This window comes from Alteromonas sp. 5NW40-0090, assembly GCF_057552975.1.
Map to the genome: position 1 here is coordinate 23,701 of NZ_BAAJLT010000015.1, position 18,414 is coordinate 42,114.

Sequence of the window (18,414 nt, forward strand, 5' to 3'; positions counted from 1 at the left end):
TGTTGTTTGCAAAAGGGGACAGGAAATTTTTGCGAAGCGCTAAACTTCACAAAAGTGTAATACTCCAAAACGTTTTAAATTATATTTTGTGAACCACTGTCCCCGCTGAGTGCGAAGCGCAGTTATTACTATTAGTGACTTGCTGAACAGGACTGCGTTGTGGCTAAAAATGAAAAGAGAGCTAAAGAAATAAGAGTATCTGACGCTAGCATATTGAATGTATTGTCTGGCGCGTTGCTAGTTATTTGTTACTCCTTTGCACTTATTTCTACTAGTATCGTTGCCCAAAACGACATTCCGCCGGTAAAAATCGCCTTCATAGCAGATATCCATCTTCACGCACCTGAAGCCGCTGCAGCAAGGCTTCCCAAAAATGCCTTGCCAAAAGACCCTGTAAGCCACGCTCCAATATTACTGAGAAGTATGCGGGCTCAATTGGGTTCTACTCGACTGTTTAATGAAAATATTATTGTGTTTAAAGAGGCGCTTGATGATGTAGTAGAAAAAAATATCAAGTTAGTAGCGTTACCGGGGGATTTTACAGACGATGGTCAGCCAGTAAACATCCATGCATTAAAGGAAATACTAGACGAATACCGACATAAGTACGGACTACGTTTTTTCGCTATCAACGGAAACCACGATCCAGTCAGGCCTTTCACGCAACCAGGTGGTAAACGCGACTTTATAAACCGTGAAGGTGCAGAAATCAGTGTTATGAGCCCATCACATCAAGAGTGTATATCTGGGAAAAGTGATTTTTGCTCAGAACTACTGGAAGAATGGGGATATAAAGAGATTGCACAATCACTATCTGAACATGGTTTCTTACCTTCGCCTACAGACAAGTTGTTCGAAACGCCATTTAATACAGCGAACTTAGATGAGCGCCACTGGGAATGGTGTGACGCGGAAGAATTTTGTGTGGACATGCCTGATATGAGCTATTTAGTAGAGCCAGTGGAAGGCCTTTGGCTCTTGGCGATAGATGCCAATGTTTACAGGCCAAAAGGTAGCCTGAAGGACAAGCAGTTTTATGGGTCGAGCAATGCTGGCTACAATGCGCTGGTAAAGTACAAGCCAGAACTGTTGGATTGGATTAAAGATGTTGTTATACGCGCTAAAAAGCAGAACAAAAAATTAGTCAGTTTTAGCCATTTTCCTATGGCTGAATTCTCAGACCAACAGACACAAAGTATTGCTGAACTACTTGGCGAAAATTCACTGCAAATGTCACGTCAACCAAGTGAAGATACTACAGCTGTACTAGCGGCAACAGGTTTGAAACTGCATCTTGGTGGTCACATGCATCTTTTTGATGTAAGCCAATCTTCAAAGCACGGTTTAACCAACGTTCAGGTGCCATCTTTGGCTGCTTACCAGCCTGGCTATTCAATTGTGACAATTAATACAGAGGGGCATTCACTAGTAGAGACAGTCATCGTTCGTGAGGTTAAGAATTTTTCAAAATGGTTTTCGATTTACGAAAGGGAGTGGGGCTTTCTTCATAGAAGTCAGCAAGCTACGTGGGACAACAGTATTTTGTCGTCAGAAAATTATTTGGATTTCACCGACCAGCATCTACAGCAAGTGGTCAACGGTAGATATTTAGATGAGTGGCCTTCAGACTTAGTAGAGCAACTCTCGTCAAATAAGGTAAAAGAGATCGTTGACCTCTGCCATTGCGCTCCAAGTTTCAAGAGTATGGAAGATAGTAGTGAGCTTAATGCGACGAACCTCGTTATAGATTTCTACAGAGCAAGAAATGCGGGAAGTTTTGCCCGTTTAGCTTTACCCCGTAACTTCTATGATCAACTTTCGCTTTGCTTAAAGAGCCATGCTCCACAAACTTTAGACGACAGCGACGCTCTAAAAAAAGCATTGGTCTTAATAACTAACGCGATCTTGTCCTCGCGTGAGGACAAGGCTGCCATTAGTCTCGTGTTATGACCAATTTAGCTAAGCAAAGTTAAAATGCTGAGTGTAAGTTGAAGAGCTAGTATTTCTAATACAATCGATTTAAATCGATGGCTGCCGGATATAGCTTGTCCATGTTAGGGTAAAATGAGAGCAACGAAGGCCAGCTTTAAAAACACCGTGCCTTCGATAGCTTAATGGGTCAAAGCAGTTAGAGGTACTTGCTCCACTTGTCTAAATTTGAAAATCTATTATTAGTTTTATTAATGTTTTTAGTATCGCGGCCTTCATAGCTGCGATGAACAATCCCCCACGTGGTAGTGGTTCCTTCTCTCGAGCTACCGGTAACGCCTCTGATTTTATTATTTCTTATAGTATTTGTTCCTTGAACGCCATTAAGCGCAATGCCTTCAAAAGTGTCGCCGTAAGCATTGAAATTAGCCTTGCTGGTTGAAGTTTGGCCTGCAACCACATTTCCCAGTTTGTTTATTTCGTTGTCTTCAACCTTTACATTGTTCGTGGTTTCAAGGCTGATTGCGCGCATGGCGTTATCGATAGTGTTATCTAAAATCTTCACGTTTGTAGCTTGCCAGCCTGGATAAACACTTTTTGTGCTGAGCCCAACTACAACATCTTCCAGTACGTTATTACGCATAACTATGTTGTCAGCTCCTCTTTTTGAAGTAAAACCATCAAATGCTCGTTCTACATAATTGTCATGAATGGTAAAGTGGTCGCCAAACTGACCCTTATCCCCGCCTGCAGATAAGTAAACTGCAGCGTCGCGAACCCCATAAAAATTGTTATACCTTATCGTCGCTTTTAGTGCGCCTGTCATTAAAATACCACTGTCACCACCTGCTTTGTAGAAAGGGTCACTATTATTACGAGTACCATGAAAATTTATGTATTCGATAACGAGTTCGTTTAGTTTGTGATAGTTAGTTGTATTTACGACACCTCGAATAGAAAGTGCATCGGCAGTTTTGTCTTTACCTTCTCTCCCCGCAGGAGTTAAGCGTGTGATAGGTACAACAGTAGATACTTTCGCGCGGGACATATCGAAATCACCGCCTTTCCATGTAAAATCAGCAAGTTGACCTTTGTTCCCACAAACGTTGTCATTATTCTTTGTGTCGAAGCTAAACAAGTCACCATCTAAATCAGCCTTTGCGATAAAACGAGCGCCCGTGGCATCTACTATTAAGTCTTTCCGCAATGTTACAGTTATACCTTTGAGAATGGTTTTCCCATCTGATGCATCTTTATCGCTACCAATATAGTAGGTACCAGTCAACCTAAGTGGCTTGCCGGTATTGGTAGCTTGCTGTAACGCGTTTTGCAGCTTAGATGCTTTACCGTTTGGATTTGCTGGGGTACTGCTGCAGTCTGCTGCGAGACCCTGACCAGCAAAAATAATAGCGCCACAAGCGGTAAATAGTCGTAACGAGGTTTTTATATTTCTTTTCACATTTATTTCCTGTTTTTACACCAAAATAGATAAACACTATTGAGCTTCTAAAAGGTCATACATAGCACTTCCCGCAAGTAAAAACGCACCCACGCCAAAGAGCTGAGAGTCATCTTTTGTTACTACATCGGGCTTTTCATTGACTCCCTGTACCCACCCAAACTTTCCATCAGGATGTACGGCTGAAGAAAGTACCTTCCATCCTTTTTTTACGTTAGGTAGATATGTGTTTTTATCTAGTAAGCCGTTATTAATTCCCCATGCAATTCCATAAGTGAAAAAGGCCGTTCCACTGGTTTCTGGCTCAGCATACTTTTCTCCTGCCAGCAGTGACATAGGCCAAGCGCCATCTTGTTTTTGCAGCTCTACGATAGCTAATGTGAGCTCTTCGTAGAGCGATTCATAATAAGAACGGTATTGGTGATCGCGAGGGAGGTTTTCCAAAACATGTACAACGCCTGCGTATACCCAGCCCATTCCTCTAGACCAGAAAATTTGTTCACCAAACTTCCCCTGTTTGTCAAAATAACGAGAATCTCGGAAAAGTAATTTGGATTTCGGATCTTGCAGATAGGCGATGGTTGCTTGGAACTCTTTGTGAGCGTAATCAGCGTATTTGGGATCGCCTGTAATAGCAGAAAGTTCGAATAGTACGGGCGGCCCCATAAACAAGGCGTCAGCCCAACACCATCTCCATTGGCAGTTGTGTACGTTATCTTTATTTCTCCCTGCGACGAACTCAAGGCTGTTGTCTGGCGCTTTCTCAATGATCCAGTCAAACGTATCTTTTACTGGCGCAAGCGCTTCTTCGTTTTTGTGTCTGCGATAATACCAAAGGTTGGTTTGTCCAATCACATGGTCATCGGCAAAGTATTTAACTTTACCCATTTTCCAGTTGTGTGCATTTCCCACGTACCCAATCCAAGTTTCGTAAAAGGGGTTATCTGATCGCTCGGCAAGTTTAGTGAGGCCCTTATAGAAGGCGCCTTGAATCCATCGTCCATACGCTTCAGAGCCAGCACGAGATCGGCCGACATGAGTCATATGTTGAGTGCGCGCAACTTGCCAATTTGCGACTTTTTCCATTTGTACCATCACGTGCTCTTGTGTTGGCAACACGGCCTTAGCTTGTAATGAAGTTAGTGGGATATAAGCAATAGCGAACAAGCACATTCTTATTCCGATGAACCGACTTATTTTGCGTATGTGGGTTTCCATCGAGCATCCTTTAAGTTAATTGATTTAACGAAATATAGGTAGTGAGAGACTTAACTGTGAGCCTGATAGGTATTCAATGTTACATTGAAGTGAATTACTAATACAATCATATTAATTCACATTTGATCTTTATTGTGCTTATATTTGTCGTCAATTTCGTATTCTAAGTATCACACATTATCTATGTGGAAAATGAATTTAATATTGATTTTAAAGGTTTTTATGCGTGACCTTTAACGACGTTGTTGACAATTTTTGATATGTAAAATATTTGTTTAAAAATTGCAATGGAGCTTTAATGGTCAAATTCAATCATTGTTAGGTTATGAACTGTTTCTCATATCTGGCGAGTTTGAAATGCGAGTATGTGTACTTGCCATCTGTTAAGAGTTTGGAAAACGTAAAGCAGCTCAATGCTCTTGATTTTCTCAAGCAGGCATCACCAATAAGTGCTGATTTTGGAAGGGAAAAAGAAAATGCTGGTTTACTTATTGCGACTTTTGGCGTTAAGCATACTGATTTGGAGCGGTTGCGGGAATGTAAGTGGTGAGACTGTTTCAGTAAGGGACATCACGCACGAAAGCGAAAGTATAGGCCCGAACATTCTTTTCATTTATACAGACGACCAAGCACCATGGGCTATTGGAGGCAAAAGCCCTAATGCCGTTACGCCTAACCTAAATGCGTTAGCAGAACAGGGAATGTCGTTTCCAAATGCCTATACCACCACGCCAGTTTGTAGTCCTTCCCGAGCAGGCTTACTCACTTCGCGCTATGGCTTTGAAGTGGGTATTGACGATTGGATAAATGACCACCTTAAAAGTAAGACCCTAACAGGGCATCAATTAGACTTAGGACTTTCAGCAGAACTGGATTCCTGGCCCAAAAGATTGCAAGAAAACGGCTATTACAATGGTTTGATCGGTAAGTGGCATTTAGGAAAGCAACCTGAACATCACCCTAAAAATTTCGGCTACGACGAGTTTACGGGCTTTCTAGGAGGCGGAACTTCACCCATAGACCCTCAACTTCTAGTAAATGGTGCCCCGAGGAATGAAAAGGGATTAACCATGGACCTTCTCACTGACCATGCCATGGACTTTTTAAGTAGGAATAAACACAGGAAGTTTGCTTTATCACTGCACTATAGGGCACCTCACTATCCATTTGAGCCTGTTTCAGAGAGTGATTTAGATGCTATTAGTAAAGATGTAGATTTAATACATCCTGATTACCCGGATTTAAATACAGAAAGAGCGAAGAAATTATTACGCGGCTACTTAGCTTCTGTGAAAGGTGTAGATAGAAATGTCGGAAGATTGTTGGGTCATCTAGACGAGTTGGGGCTATCTGAAAATACTGTCGTCATTTTTACGTCTGACCATGGATACGTTATTGGACAGAACGGTATTTGGCATAAAGGCAATGGCTTTTGGTTGTTGAACACTCCACCTAAAGGCACTGAAACCATACCCAAAGGCCAGCGCCCAAATCTATATGATGCGGTGCTTAAGGTACCTCTTATTGTTCGTTGGCCAGGTAAGGTGCCGGCAGGGACAGAAAATGCCTCTACCGTATCAAATCTTGATTTCTTCCCTACTCTTATGGATATCGCCAAACTGGATTTACCTAGTGAAGCAGTCATTAGAGGGCAAAGTGTAATCAAAGCGTTAAAAGATGAAGATTTAGTAGTGAGTACTGACTATTTTGCCGCTTATTCAACGCTGCATCAGTCAATCACGGGTATGAGAATGTACAGCGATGGTCAATACAAATTAGTCCGAGATTTCAAAAACAAAGAACGAGACGAGTTTTATCACTTAGTTGTCGATCCTCGTGAGACTCACAACCTGCTTGAGAGAGAATTGACAGCTGCTGAAAAGATGACGTTGAAAAGGCTAGATGACACTATCAAAAAGAAAATGCTCGATTTGGACGACCCACTTTCAACGAGCTTTACCCCAGTGACTTTTAAAACGCCTTAAAGCTTGGTGCTTCTCATAAGAAATTGAGCAGTCAAATATTGACTAAACAGGTTTACGGAGTCGATAGACAAGCGGTCTTCCAAGCGAACAAAATATGGAACACAGAAACATGAAAAATAAGCTGCTTTTAGCTTTTTTTAATTGCATACCTATTTGGCTGCACTTTTTTTGCGAATGATAAAGAAGCTTCAATACGTCAAGATACGCAGGCCTCCGTCGCTTCGTTGTCTCTCCACTCGACGCCAATTTTGTTGGGGAGTAGTCTTTTGGTTGATAAATCTCATACTTCAGATGGCTCAGATCGTGCGCAAAATGGTAAGCCTCTCTTTGCGGGTGTTATGGGGGCTTAAGCAGTGACCTATAAAGGTTATCAATATGTGATTTATTACACAGCAAAAGACAGGGGAGGTTACGGTGACCTTTTTGCTGAAGTTGTCGTCGCACGTAGAAAAGTAACAGGGCACGACTGGCAACACGCCACTTTGCCGGTATATCGACTGACTTCTGATGACGCACATAACCGCCAAGCCATCGAAATATCAAAAGGCGACGGCGCCATTCATATTTCCTTTGATCATCACAACTTAGATCGCATCAACTACGCACGCACTGCTTCGGGAGTCGCAGATCACCCAGAAACCATAGATTGGAATGATGAAGTTTTTAAGTTTCAGCGTAATCTAGGTTTTCCTAACGACGCGGTAGAGCGCGTTATTTACCCAAAATTTTATTCGTTAGAAAGCGGTAATGTACTTATGTATTTTCGGGAGGGTGGGGCAGCAAAAGGTGAAATGCAGCTTGCTCTTTATGATGCCAAGAATAGTGAGTGGCAGTATATTCGCAATATATCGTCAAGCGAGGGTGTCTATGCTCAAAATGTAAACGGTAACAAAGAACCTTCAACTCGAGGCCCGTATTTAGCCGGTGGCGGACCCAAATTTGATGCTAATGGTCGTATGCATATTAGCTGGGTATTTAGAGAGCGGCCTGTCAATTGCAACCCTGGTAAGATTAACGGTTTCGACTGCAACCACGGCATCTACTATACCTACAGCGATGATGAGGGACTCACTTGGTACAACAATGCGGGTAATCTAGTAGCTGATACTCGAAAAGGAGAGGTTTTGTCTGTTGAAACACCCGGGTTAGAAGCTGTCCATGTGCCTACAACACTAAGGCCATCTAATGTTTCTCATAACTCCGTCATAGACACAAAAACAGGTGACTACCACCTTTTACTTAGTCATAACACATCCTCAGAAGGCCCTGCTCGCGTGCATCACTATGTACGTGATATCTTAGGTAATTGGCAAAAACGTGTCTCTGGCTTTACCGCTTCAAACGTTACGTTGACGTTTTTAGGGGACAGGCTGTTTGCTTTTGCCGGAAGAGAAAACGCCGCTATTTACTATTCTGATAGAGCCGACAACTTTACCGAGTGGCATGAAGTCGAAATGCCGAATGTGGATAGTAAGTTTGGCAAAATCGAGGGCGGTTACATTACATGGGATCTCAGCTTACTGAGCCAAGGTATTGCAAGTATCATTTGGCAACATGCCCCAGCGTCAAATGGTAAGCCTAGTCCCATTTACGTTTATGATTTTGAGCTAGGAAAAAGCGAAACCGATAAGTAGGGCGTCAAGTCCTCACTGTTTCTTACATGGTCAATTTTTAACGAAGCATAATAGCCTTAAATAACATTGTCTCTAATAAGCTTGGCCGCGTAGTCTGCAGCTCTTGCGGTTATCGCCATATATGTTAACGATGGGTTTTGCGTAGCGCTAGACGCCATACAGGCGCCGTCGGTAACAAACAAATTAGGTACATCGTGTGCTTGCCCCCAGCCATTGAGGACTGATGATTCTGGGTTGCTCCCCATACATGCACCGCCCATTTCATGAACTTGCTTACCCATTGGGATATGCATATTTTCTGGTGTTGCCTTTACCTCAATGTTGGTGCAACCACCCGCCTCTAGTATTTCACGAATGTCTTTTGCCGCTTGCTTAATCATTTTTCTTTCGTTGGCTTTTATTTCAGCATCGATATGGAGTAATGGCATGCCCCATTCGTCTTTTTTTGTAGGATGGAGACTGGCCACATTCTCATAGTAAGGTAACACTTCACCGTACATAAATGCTCTAAAACGCCATGTTCCTGCTTTACCAACGCCTTGCTTAGCAATAATACCGATACCTTTTTCTTTGGCATTGGGTCGTGAAAAAGTTCGGTTTTGAGCCGTTGTTTGAAACCCGAATCCTCTTTCAAAGTTCGCATCTTCTCGTTTTTCATGTCGATAGTTCGGGATATAGGTAGCAATAGGGCGTCGGCCGAATGCATATTTCTCTTCACCTACGGGCACATCAGCATTTGCGACTACGCCAGTGACATGACCAAGAATGTAGTGACCCAGCATACCGCTGCTATTCGCAATTCCATTTGGGAATGTTTTAGATGTAGAGTTTAGCATTACTTGTACCGTGCCCAATGCCGATGCACACATAAAAACAACGCGACTCTTGTATTGCCTTCGTTCCTTCGTATTTGCATCAATGACAGAAACACCGGATACTTTCTTGTTGTCGTCGTCGTAATTAATTCGCTCAACAATAGAGTCTGTAACTACAGTTAGATTTCCTGTTTTATGAGCAGCAGGTAACGTGGCAGACTGAGTGCTAAAATAGGCGCCAAAGCTACAGCCTCTACGGCAATACGAACGCGCTAGGCATTTACCTCTGCCCAATGCTATTTGTTCTTCAGTGGGCGACGTAAGATTTGCGGCTCTTCCAATAATGAGGTGTCTATCAGAATATTTTTTGGCAATATTATTGGAAATGTATTGTTCCGCATAACTCATTTCCCATGGTGTCTGAAACTCGCCATCGGGTAACGTTTTTAAGCCGTCTTTATTGGCCGAAACCCCTATAAACTTCTCAACATAGCTATACCATGGCGCCAAGTCATCGTAACCAATAGGCCATGGAATTCCATGGCCATCTCTAGCATTAGCCTGAAAATCCATAGGGCTCCATCGCAATACCTGCCGCCCCCATGTTAATGAACGACCACCGAGTTGATATCCCCGTGTCCACATAAATGGCTTTTCTTCAGGATAGCTGTAAGGATGCTTCTTATCGTCGACAAAAAAGTGTAGCGCGTCGGTTTTATATAAGTGTCCTTTTTTTCTGAGTGTTGCATAGTGACCATTTTCAGCGAGAGTCTCATCTGGCATTCCTCGGTTTTGTAAGTCCCAAGGTGCTTGAAAATCTTTGTACTCAGGTCCGCGGTGATCAACTTTTCTACCACGCTCTATAACCAGTGTTTTAAACCCTCGCTCGCAAAACTCCTTTGCTGCCCAGCCGCCCGTAATGCCTGAACCGACAATAATAACGTCATAGTCGTTGTTCATAAGTATTTTCTCTCGTAGATAACGTTAAGCTCATCCTGTGTAAGACTCCCTCGATAGCCACCAGGTACAAGAAAGAAATTGGGGTTAGCGATTTCAGATGAGTAGTGAACATGAAAAATGAGGGCTTTTAATCGTTTATATGCAACCGAAAAATCGCTTTTATCTGTCTCGAAAGCGGTTTCGTCAATTTGCTCTATAAAGGCTTGTCGCTTCTCTTTACTAAGTGAGAGGTAGTTTGCATTGAATGCCGATTTTGCTTGTTGTAAAAATTTTGACAAGAACAAAGTGAATTGCTGCTGGGTAGAAGGTGCTGCCCAAGATATCATTAATTCATCAAGTACCTGTGCGGTGTGAGAGTCTACACAACCTGGAGTATCTGTACTGGGGATCATAATATCCGCAATATCGAAAACCAACGTAAATTGTTCAGCATTAAAAAAAACTGCATCCGATTCAAAGACAGTAAGCTGAAGCGCCTTTCTTAGCTGCGACGGTAGAACAGATGCTGAAACCACGTACAGCATGGAACCTAAGAATATTCGTCTGTTAATTTCCACGTTATTCTTTTCCAATTATTTGGTCGTATAATATGCTTTGATAATACTTATAAAAATAAACCAAAATCAATCATTATTTGTCAAATTCATTTACAAAAATTTGACATGGCTGGGTTTGTCATTTTCTTAAAATCGGGGCAGATGCTTTTAAGCCGTCTATTTGTCGTGCTTTTAAAGATCACCCCTGGGTAAGCCTGTGGTGTTGTCTAATATAAACTTTTTATCAGGGGCGAGCTCTATATAGCTTTTTAGCGGTAACGCTTCTGGGGATGGCTGGCTTCCATAATAGTTAAGGCCCTTTAAGACATTGTTATAGTGAAGTGCTACCATAAAAGGCGTGAGTGCAAAATCATAAAAAGCGACTTCATCTATAGTCCCCGCATAGGCTTCAGCGGCATGCCCTTGAGCGTTGGGGGAGTTTCCGATATTAGCTAATCCAGCTCCACCGCTCAGAACTTTGGAGCCAGGTGGATATTGATAAAGCGCACCCACTTTACCATCTATATAAATAGCTTTGAGGCCGCTTCTAACATCATACGTCGCCGCTACATGGTGAAAATTACCATCTTTTAACTGCTGAAGCGTAGGCCTTCCATTTTTGCCGTCTAGAGGGAGCTTTAGCTCATGATAGCCTTGACCTAAAATATACAAACCAAAGCTTAGCGACTCTGCATAGTTGCCGGACGGCATCAGTATTGATTTATTACGATCGTTTTGAAAGCTAAGCAGCATTCTGTGATCTTTATCACTCTGATCTTTGCGAAAAATTTCATCGATTTCCCCATATCGTCCTCTAACAGGGCCGTTTCCGTTATAAAGAGGCCTGATTAACGCCTCTACAGTGACACCATCAATGACGGAAAAAGAGCCAGTCGCCGGTACACTTCCGCCTCCACTGCCAACGTTAATTCTTGCATCCTTACCGTTATCAAAATAAAACGCGCCTCGTCCGACAAGCCCATTTATACGTTTAGCCCCATCACCTGTAATACCGACAGCGTGTCCTGCAAAGTCCATCACTCTGTCACCAGCATCATCGAAGTTCCAAAAGTGTTTAGGTCTCCATGCTTTTGGAATGATCCTAGCGTTGGTATCAGTAGAGACTGTACTTGTATCACTTTCTATATTGGCGGTTAATTTGCCCGAATGCGTCTCAATATCAAAGGCATCAGTTGAAATAGTAACATTGTTACTCGAATGTGAGATAACGATAATCTCTCCGCTTTTCATCTCTACTTCGGTAAAATTGAAGAGTTTGAAATGTGAATTAGCAGAGAGCCTCAAGCTGTCGCCAGAACGCAACTCAAGCTCGACGGGTCGTTCGGTTTTGTATACACCAGGATAAACGAGATTGTTTTTAACGTTACCATTTCCGTCAATCAACAGGTCCCCGCTAACTATGGTTCCTATGAAAGGGTCATTGGGGAGTATTGTGTCTTGAGTAACTAGATGTGCCATTAACATGCACAACACCGTTAAGAGCCCCAGCAAATAAAATTTACGGTTTTTTCTCGCCGTACTCTTTTTAAAGATGGCTTCATGAGGCTGGCTTTGGAGAGGCAAATTTGAAACGTGCATGGGACGCACAATAACTTCATCAACGAAGGTTTTTCGTCTTACAATTTCTAAATCTGGAACAGCATCTGACTTCAACTGAACATGAAACTCGACGTAATCGATATAAAACCGTTGAGCCTGCTCATCATTAGATAACAGTGCTTCAAGTTTTTGCAGTTGGACCGGTGTGATAGTGCCTGCGCAAATATCATCTGCTATGGCGCGAACTTCACTAAATCTCTCTGAGCGATTCAATTGTCGTGTTCCGCTCTTACTTTATCGACACAGTCGAAGAGTTTGCGGCGAAGCAGGTGGATAGATTTACGAATGCCAAAAATCGATCGCCCAGTTTTGTCTGCAAGTGCCTGTGCACTCAGGTTTTCTATAAAAAAGCCATAATATAATTGGTGTGCGGAAGCAGATAGTTGGGACACGCATTGTTGCAGCATGCACCATTTTTGATCTGTATTATCTTGATGGGAAGCTACTGCTGATAGCTGCTCTAGCAACTCATCACTCAAACCTGAGACGAGTTTTTTGTGTTGTCTTCGGTACGTTCTTACACAGTTAAACACAATGGCATTTGACCACTTTCTAAAACTCGTTCCCTGTTCAAAGGTGTCGAACTCTTTCCACAAGATGACGCTTGTCTCCTGAAAAATATCATCTGCGGCTGCTTTATCTAAAACGAAAGCATAGATGTAGGCATATAACCGCCGTTTCTCCTCTTCAAACAAAGCTGCAAATGTGTCAGAGGTTGTATTCAAACAACCTCTATTAGAATGTATCGATGGCATGCTTTGAAACACCATATCCTCTCTTTTACGACGTGAACATCAAATTCATCGCGACAGTTCAATACTCATGTCAGCAGCGTTATCAATAAACAAAAAACTAATGCGTAATCACGTGCCAATTTACGCAAATTTAACATTTAAGACATTGTTTGACTATATTTGATTGAATTTAAATTCTAAGGGTATCAATCTCACAATTCGGTGCCTTTTCTAACTACATAAAGTCTGATTTGAGCCAATCAATGTCATATTATCGTTACTCATTTTTCTGCTTACTTGCTATTTTCGTTGTTGCCTGCGAGCAAGTAGAGCCTGTCTCCATCAATGACAATAAGTCATCATTAATAGCTCCTCCCATTGGACTTACGGTGGGAGAAGGGATGGTAAATCCCATCGGCCACTACGAGATCGTGCCACGTTTTAGTTGGCAGGTTGATGCTGAGTCTCCTCAGTTAGCTCAACATAGCTACCAACTTCAAGTTGCCACTCACGTTTCATTCGACCCTGAGCAGATTATTTGGGATAGCGGAAGAGTAGTCTCATCTGAAAGCGCGTGGATAAGGCCTGAAGGCCTCACTTTGGAATCGAGGCAACGCACATTTTGGCGAGTTAGAACGTGGGATGCAGCGAGCAATAGCTCACAATGGAGTGAAACGCAGACACTGGAAACGGGTTTATTAAGAAATGAAGATTGGCAAGCTAAGTGGATAGGGCATCCAGACACCGATAAGCGTACCGAAGAACTTAGTCCCAACGCTATTGAGCAACCAGGCAACCAATATTACCCGCCACAGTATTTACGCAAAAACTTTGAGCTTAATAAGCCGATTAAGCGGGCTCGTCTTTATATCACAGCAAAGGGCGTTTTTAAGCCATTCATCAATGGCCAAGCTGTGAGTGAAGATGTTATGACTCCGGGTTGGACCCCATATCATAAACGCATCGAGACGCTGACTTACGATGTAACTAATCTATTACAAAAAGGCGCTAATGCAATTGGTGCTGCATTGGCAGAGGGGTGGCAAGGTCGTATATTCCATCCTACAAAACAGGATTATGTAACACCATTGCGCCTTATTGCGCAGCTTGAGGTCACCTTTGAAGACGGTACCACATCGCGTGTCGTAACGGATGATAGCTGGCTATCAACGGACCAAGGCCCTATTCGCACTGCGGGGAATTATGATGGCGAGCGTTATGATGCCAATTTCGAAATGCCTGGTTGGAATACTCCAGAATTTGATAGTGAGGGCTGGAAGCGTGTTTACTCCGAGCCACATGAACCTGCGATTAAGCTTCAGCCGAAGCGCCATGCCCCAGTAAGGGTAACAAAAACAATTCCAGCAATCACAATTGTGAGTATTAAAGATGATGTAGCCATCTTTGATATGGGCCAAAATATGGTAGGCGTGCCCGAAGTATCGCTACCGGTGAAAAAGGGCCAAACAGTAAAAATTCGCTTTTCTGAAGCACTGCATGGAGAAGAGTTTTATGTTAAAAATTTACGCTCGGCCAAAAGTACCGATTGGTACATTCCTAAATCTGACGGCTTAATTACCTATCAACCAACATTTACCTTTCATGGCTACCGTTACGTCGAAGTGTCGGGTTATGACAAAACCGCAACGCCAACGCTGGATTGGGTAACAGGAAAGGTGCTGCATTCTGACTTTGATGTATATGACAACTTTTCCACCAATCACAGCAAACTCAATACGTTGTCGAACAATGTATCGTGGGGGTTACGGGGTAATTTTCTTGATATTCCAACTGACTGTCCGCAGCGTGATGAACGCTTAGGCTGGACAGGTGATGCCCAAGTTTTTGTGCGTACATCCATGTACAAAGCAGACGTTTATGCATTTTGGTCATCATGGCTAGAGAGCATGCGAGAAGAGCAGGGCATTGATGGAATGATTCCCCAATTTGTACCTTTTCGCCCGTTTCTAACTGAGGGAACAGCGGCTGCCTGGGGAGATGCAGCAACCATTGTTCCGTGGGAGTTGTATCAACATACGGGGGACATTGCTGTTCTAGCTGAAAATTACGCGATGATGAAGCGGTGGGTAAAATACATTGAATTCAATAGCTTCGACTATATTTCCAATATTGGTACCTACGGCGATTGGTTACAGCCGTTTACAGAAAACGAGCGAGCTTCAGGCGATACGCACCCTGATTTGATTGCTACTGCCTATTACGCACGCTCAGTCGACATTTTGGCCCAAACTGCGCAATTATTAGGCTATGAATCTGACGCAAATCAATATCGACGCCTGTTCAATAACATTAAGCAAAAATTCAGAACCTTCTTCTTCGATGATTTTCTTAATGTCGTGAATTCAACGACCAAGCAAATTATGCGGGAAAAAGGGAAGCGCCTGAAGTCGCCAAAAATTATAAAGCTCAACCTCAAAACTACTCAAACAAGCTATTTGCTACCGCTGGCGTTTGGATTGTTTTCAGAGGATGAACAAGCAACAGCAGTTCAGAAGCTATTAGCCTTGTTAGAAAAAAGCGAGCGGCATCTACGTACCGGATTCTTGGGCACGCCAATGCTTCATCAGGTGCTACAGAAGTATGGTCATAGTGAACTAATGTATGACATTTTGCTGCAGGAAACCTATCCGTCGTGGTTTTATTCAATTAACAATGGCGCAACGATGACTTGGGAGCGCTGGAACTCATACTCTCTTGAAGACGGTTTCAACAAAGCAAATATGAATTCACTTAACCATTACGCTTATGGTGCGGTAGCTGAGTGGTTCTACACTGGCATACTTGGAATTCAGTCACTGGAGCCAGGCTTTAAAACCTTTCAAATTAACCCGCAGTTCACTACCAGATTAAATAACGTGCAAGGTACAGTGCCAACGATTTATGGCGACATTAACATGGCTTGGTCTGTTACTGCTAACCAATTATTAATGACCATAACAGTACCGAAAAACACCCGTGCTGAATTAAAACTACCCTCTATTTCTAGATTAAACCTGATTCATAATGGTGAATCTTTGGCAGATACGGACTTATGGCTTGAGCCCGGTTCTTATGAGGTCTCTGGCATCATTAAGATGCCAGAGTAATGTGTTTTAGGTTATAAAATTTCACTTCTTTAAAAGCTTAAATGGATAGTAAAATATGCGAATAAGACAAATGATAATCGCAAGCTTCGTGCTATTTGGTCCACTTTTACCTCTTCCTGCACTTGCTGTTGAGTGGACGGCAGAATGGATTTGGGCAAAAGAACGATTTACCGATCCAAATAGCTGGATGGCATTTCGTAAACAAATCAGCTTGGACGAAAAGCCGCAAGACAGTATCGCTTATATAAGTGCTGATACGAAATACTGGTTGTGGATAAATGGAGAGCTTGTAGTTTTTGAGGGAAGTTATACAGGAGGACCATCTCCGGTAACACCTGCGCCGCGCACTGACTTTTTTCCAATTGCATCGAATAAATATTACGACCAAGTTGATATTAGCCAATATCTGACTGCAGGCACTAACACTATTGCTGCTTTAGTTTGGTATTACGGCGACAATGGTCAAAAGGGCACGCATATTTCGTCCAATAAGGGAGGCTTTATTTTTCAGGCTGATGTTGGCAATACCCAAATTTTGTCTAACGACTCATGGAAAGTAATTCCACATTCAGCCTACAAGACTAAAGTGACCAAGCAATCGCCCTATCGCGTCGCAGCATGGAACATTGACTACGATGCCAGAAATAGCATGGGAGACTGGACGGATGGTGCTTGGTATAAGCCACAATACGATGATACATCATGGCCACAAGCAAAAAGCCTGCATCGCCCGCCACGAGAACCTTTTAATGCGCTTTTTCCAAGTGAAATCCCGATCCTCAACAATTATGGATTGGCCTATTGCGACAATTATCCAGCCAGCAAATTTCCTTTCGTAAGTAACGGCGAAACCATTAAATGTGTGCTTGATTTTAATAAGAATGTTACGCCTTATTTTGATATTGAGGCAGAGCAAGGCCTAAAGGTACACATTGATTCCAACATGCGACTCAACACCATTGAGACCGAGTACACTACAAAAGCAGGTAGGCAGCAGTTTGAGTCATACTCATGGTTTAACGCACGTACGATAGAATACACTTTTCCGAAAGGTACCACTGTATATGGTTTAAAATATCGTTGGACTGGGGTTGGTTCAACGCCCGGACATTTTGAAGCGGACGACAGCTGGTTTACACGTATTTGGCAGATGGCCGAGAATACGTTGTATATATGTGCCCGCGATAATTTTATGGATACGCCAGACCGAGAACGCGGTTTGTGGATTGGCGATGTCGCTGACCAAGCAAGCTATCTGTTTTACTCAATGGATAAGCCTGGACGGGACCTACTCAAAAAAGCGATTAAGGTAACACTTGCCTTTAGCGATAGCGAAACCGGTATTTTTGCAGGCTTGGGGCCTGGCCGATTCAGAGAGTTGCCAGCACAGAGCCTACAATTCATCGAACAAGGTATTTGGCACTATTATTACAACACCGGCGATATTGAAACGCTTGAGTTCGCCTATCCTTATGTGCACAAATACCTCACGCTGTGGGGCACCCGCGAGAATGGCCTTGCTACGTTTAGAAGTGGCGCTTGGAAATGGACTGATTGGGGCCCACAAGACACCATAGATTATGACGTTATTCAGAATGCGCTTTATTACAGTGCACTGGTATCAGCGCGAAAGATGGCAATGTCACTGGGTGACGATACCCACCTAAGTTTTTATGATAGCCGCATCAAAGCGTTAAAAAAGGCATTTAAAACTACTTTTTGGCAGGATGGTTTTTACAGCAGTGCTCCTGCGCAGTTTAAGGATGATCGCGCAAATGCCGTTGCTATCTTGTTCGGATTAGCCGACGAGTCACAATACGACGCGATAGTTGACAATGTATTAATACCAAACCACTTTGCCAGTCCGCACTTTGAATGGATGGTTTATAACGCTATGGCAATGGCTGGGCGTTACGATGAAGCACTGTCAAGAATGAAAGAGCGTTATGGCAAGCAGGTGGCAAATCCGGTGAGATCTACGCTGACCGAATACATGAATGGCGGTGGTACGGAAAATCATGCCTGGAACGCACCTAGCACGGTATTGAGTAAATACATTGCTGGCATAGCGCCTGCCTCTGTGGCTTGGGAAACATATCAAGTTTTACCCAACATGGCACACATGAAACGGATTGAACAACGTGTGCCCAGTGTGCGAGGTAATATTGACTACACAATTTCACGCACGTCAGACTCAGTTATTGTCCAACTTCATTCTCCAAGTGGTACTAAGGCTTTAGTTGGTGTACCAAAAGAATTCTTTGATATCAGTAAAATTTCAGTTAATGGCAAAATTGCGTGGCAAAACGGACAAGCTAAAAGCACTATCAGGGGCGTGAAGTTTGTTTCAGAGACATCGAAATACATCAATTTTGAGGTTGTCCCAGGCACTTGGAAAATAATCGCAAATTGAGTTT

At 42.9% G+C, this 18,414-nt stretch carries 11 protein-coding genes; 5 read left to right on the forward strand and 6 right to left on the reverse strand.

Annotated features, from left to right (window positions below; translation table 11 throughout):
- Nucleotides 1-159 precede the first annotated feature (159 nt).
- Complete coding sequence (locus AC27KT_RS17615) at nucleotides 160-1,950, forward strand: metallophosphoesterase family protein (protein ID WP_487132142.1); 1,791 nt, start codon at nucleotides 160-162, stop codon at nucleotides 1,948-1,950.
- A 178-nt stretch (nucleotides 1,951-2,128) separates the two neighbouring features.
- Here AC27KT_RS17615 and AC27KT_RS17620 read toward each other — a convergent pair whose 3' ends face one another.
- Together AC27KT_RS17620 and AC27KT_RS17625 are read right to left on the reverse strand one after the other, a co-directional pair.
- On the reverse strand, nucleotides 2,129-3,388 hold the full coding sequence (locus tag AC27KT_RS17620; RefSeq protein WP_487132144.1) for a right-handed parallel beta-helix repeat-containing protein: 1,260 nt from the start codon (nucleotides 3,386-3,388) through the stop codon (nucleotides 2,129-2,131).
- 36 nt (nucleotides 3,389-3,424) lie between these two features.
- Nucleotides 3,425-4,606: a glycoside hydrolase family 88/105 protein gene (locus tag AC27KT_RS17625; RefSeq protein WP_487132146.1), complete on the reverse strand. Its 1,182-nt coding sequence runs from the start codon at nucleotides 4,604-4,606 to the stop codon at nucleotides 3,425-3,427.
- A gap of 476 nt (nucleotides 4,607-5,082) precedes the next feature.
- Here AC27KT_RS17625 and AC27KT_RS17630 point away from each other — a divergent pair, with 476 nt between their 5' ends.
- Both AC27KT_RS17630 and AC27KT_RS17635 read left to right on the forward strand, forming a co-directional pair.
- On the forward strand, nucleotides 5,083-6,591 hold the full coding sequence (locus tag AC27KT_RS17630; protein ID WP_487132148.1) for a sulfatase-like hydrolase/transferase: 1,509 nt from the start codon (nucleotides 5,083-5,085) through the stop codon (nucleotides 6,589-6,591).
- Between the two features lie 353 nt (nucleotides 6,592-6,944).
- Entirely contained in the window at nucleotides 6,945-8,225 is a 1,281-nt protein-coding gene (locus AC27KT_RS17635) for a BNR-4 repeat-containing protein (RefSeq protein ID WP_487132150.1), read from the forward strand.
- 56 nt (nucleotides 8,226-8,281) lie between these two features.
- On the opposite strand, the gene AC27KT_RS17640 is transcribed toward AC27KT_RS17635, so the two are convergent.
- The 4 genes from AC27KT_RS17640 to AC27KT_RS17655 all read right to left on the reverse strand — a co-directional run bounded on the left by AC27KT_RS17640 (nucleotide 8,282) and on the right by AC27KT_RS17655 (nucleotide 12,881).
- Nucleotides 8,282-10,000: a GMC oxidoreductase gene (locus tag AC27KT_RS17640; protein WP_487132152.1), complete on the reverse strand. Its 1,719-nt coding sequence runs from the start codon at nucleotides 9,998-10,000 to the stop codon at nucleotides 8,282-8,284.
- The gene (locus tag AC27KT_RS17645) at nucleotides 9,997-10,557 is read right to left on the reverse strand and encodes a gluconate 2-dehydrogenase subunit 3 family protein (protein WP_487132154.1); all 561 of its coding nucleotides are present in this window, start codon (nucleotides 10,555-10,557) and stop codon (nucleotides 9,997-9,999) included. The genes AC27KT_RS17640 and AC27KT_RS17645 overlap by 4 nt, the downstream gene beginning before the upstream one ends.
- 171 nt (nucleotides 10,558-10,728) lie before the next feature.
- Nucleotides 10,729-12,369 carry a LamG-like jellyroll fold domain-containing protein gene (locus AC27KT_RS17650; RefSeq protein ID WP_487132156.1) on the reverse strand — a complete coding sequence of 547 codons (1,641 nt, stop codon included), beginning with the start codon at nucleotides 12,367-12,369 and terminating at the stop codon, nucleotides 10,729-10,731.
- Nucleotides 12,366-12,881 carry a sigma-70 family RNA polymerase sigma factor gene (locus tag AC27KT_RS17655; RefSeq protein ID WP_456252767.1) on the reverse strand — a complete coding sequence of 172 codons (516 nt, stop codon included), beginning with the start codon at nucleotides 12,879-12,881 and terminating at the stop codon, nucleotides 12,366-12,368. The genes AC27KT_RS17650 and AC27KT_RS17655 overlap by 4 nt, the downstream gene beginning before the upstream one ends.
- Before the next feature lie 272 nt (nucleotides 12,882-13,153).
- On the opposite strand from AC27KT_RS17655, the gene AC27KT_RS17660 reads away from it, so the two are divergent.
- Nucleotides 13,154-15,997, forward strand: coding sequence for an alpha-L-rhamnosidase (locus tag AC27KT_RS17660; protein WP_487132158.1), 2,844 nt, complete (start codon nucleotides 13,154-13,156; stop codon nucleotides 15,995-15,997).
- Between the two features lie 55 nt (nucleotides 15,998-16,052).
- On the forward strand, nucleotides 16,053-18,410 hold the full coding sequence (locus tag AC27KT_RS17665) for an alpha-L-rhamnosidase-related protein (RefSeq protein ID WP_456252765.1): 2,358 nt from the start codon (nucleotides 16,053-16,055) through the stop codon (nucleotides 18,408-18,410).
- The last annotated feature ends 4 nt before the right edge of the window (nucleotides 18,411-18,414 follow it).

Coding starts and splice junctions, on each gene's coding strand:
- AC27KT_RS17625 (WP_487132146.1), bottom strand. CDS start 4,606: ATGGAAACCCACATACGCAAAATAAGTCGGTTCATCGGAATAAGAATG.
- AC27KT_RS17630 (WP_487132148.1), top strand. CDS start 5,083: ATGCTGGTTTACTTATTGCGACTTTTGGCGTTAAGCATACTGATTTGG.
- AC27KT_RS17640 (WP_487132152.1), bottom strand. CDS start 10,000: ATGAACAACGACTATGACGTTATTATTGTCGGTTCAGGCATTACGGGC.
- AC27KT_RS17660 (WP_487132158.1), top strand. CDS start 13,154: ATGTCATATTATCGTTACTCATTTTTCTGCTTACTTGCTATTTTCGTT.
- AC27KT_RS17665 (WP_456252765.1), top strand. CDS start 16,053: ATGCGAATAAGACAAATGATAATCGCAAGCTTCGTGCTATTTGGTCCA.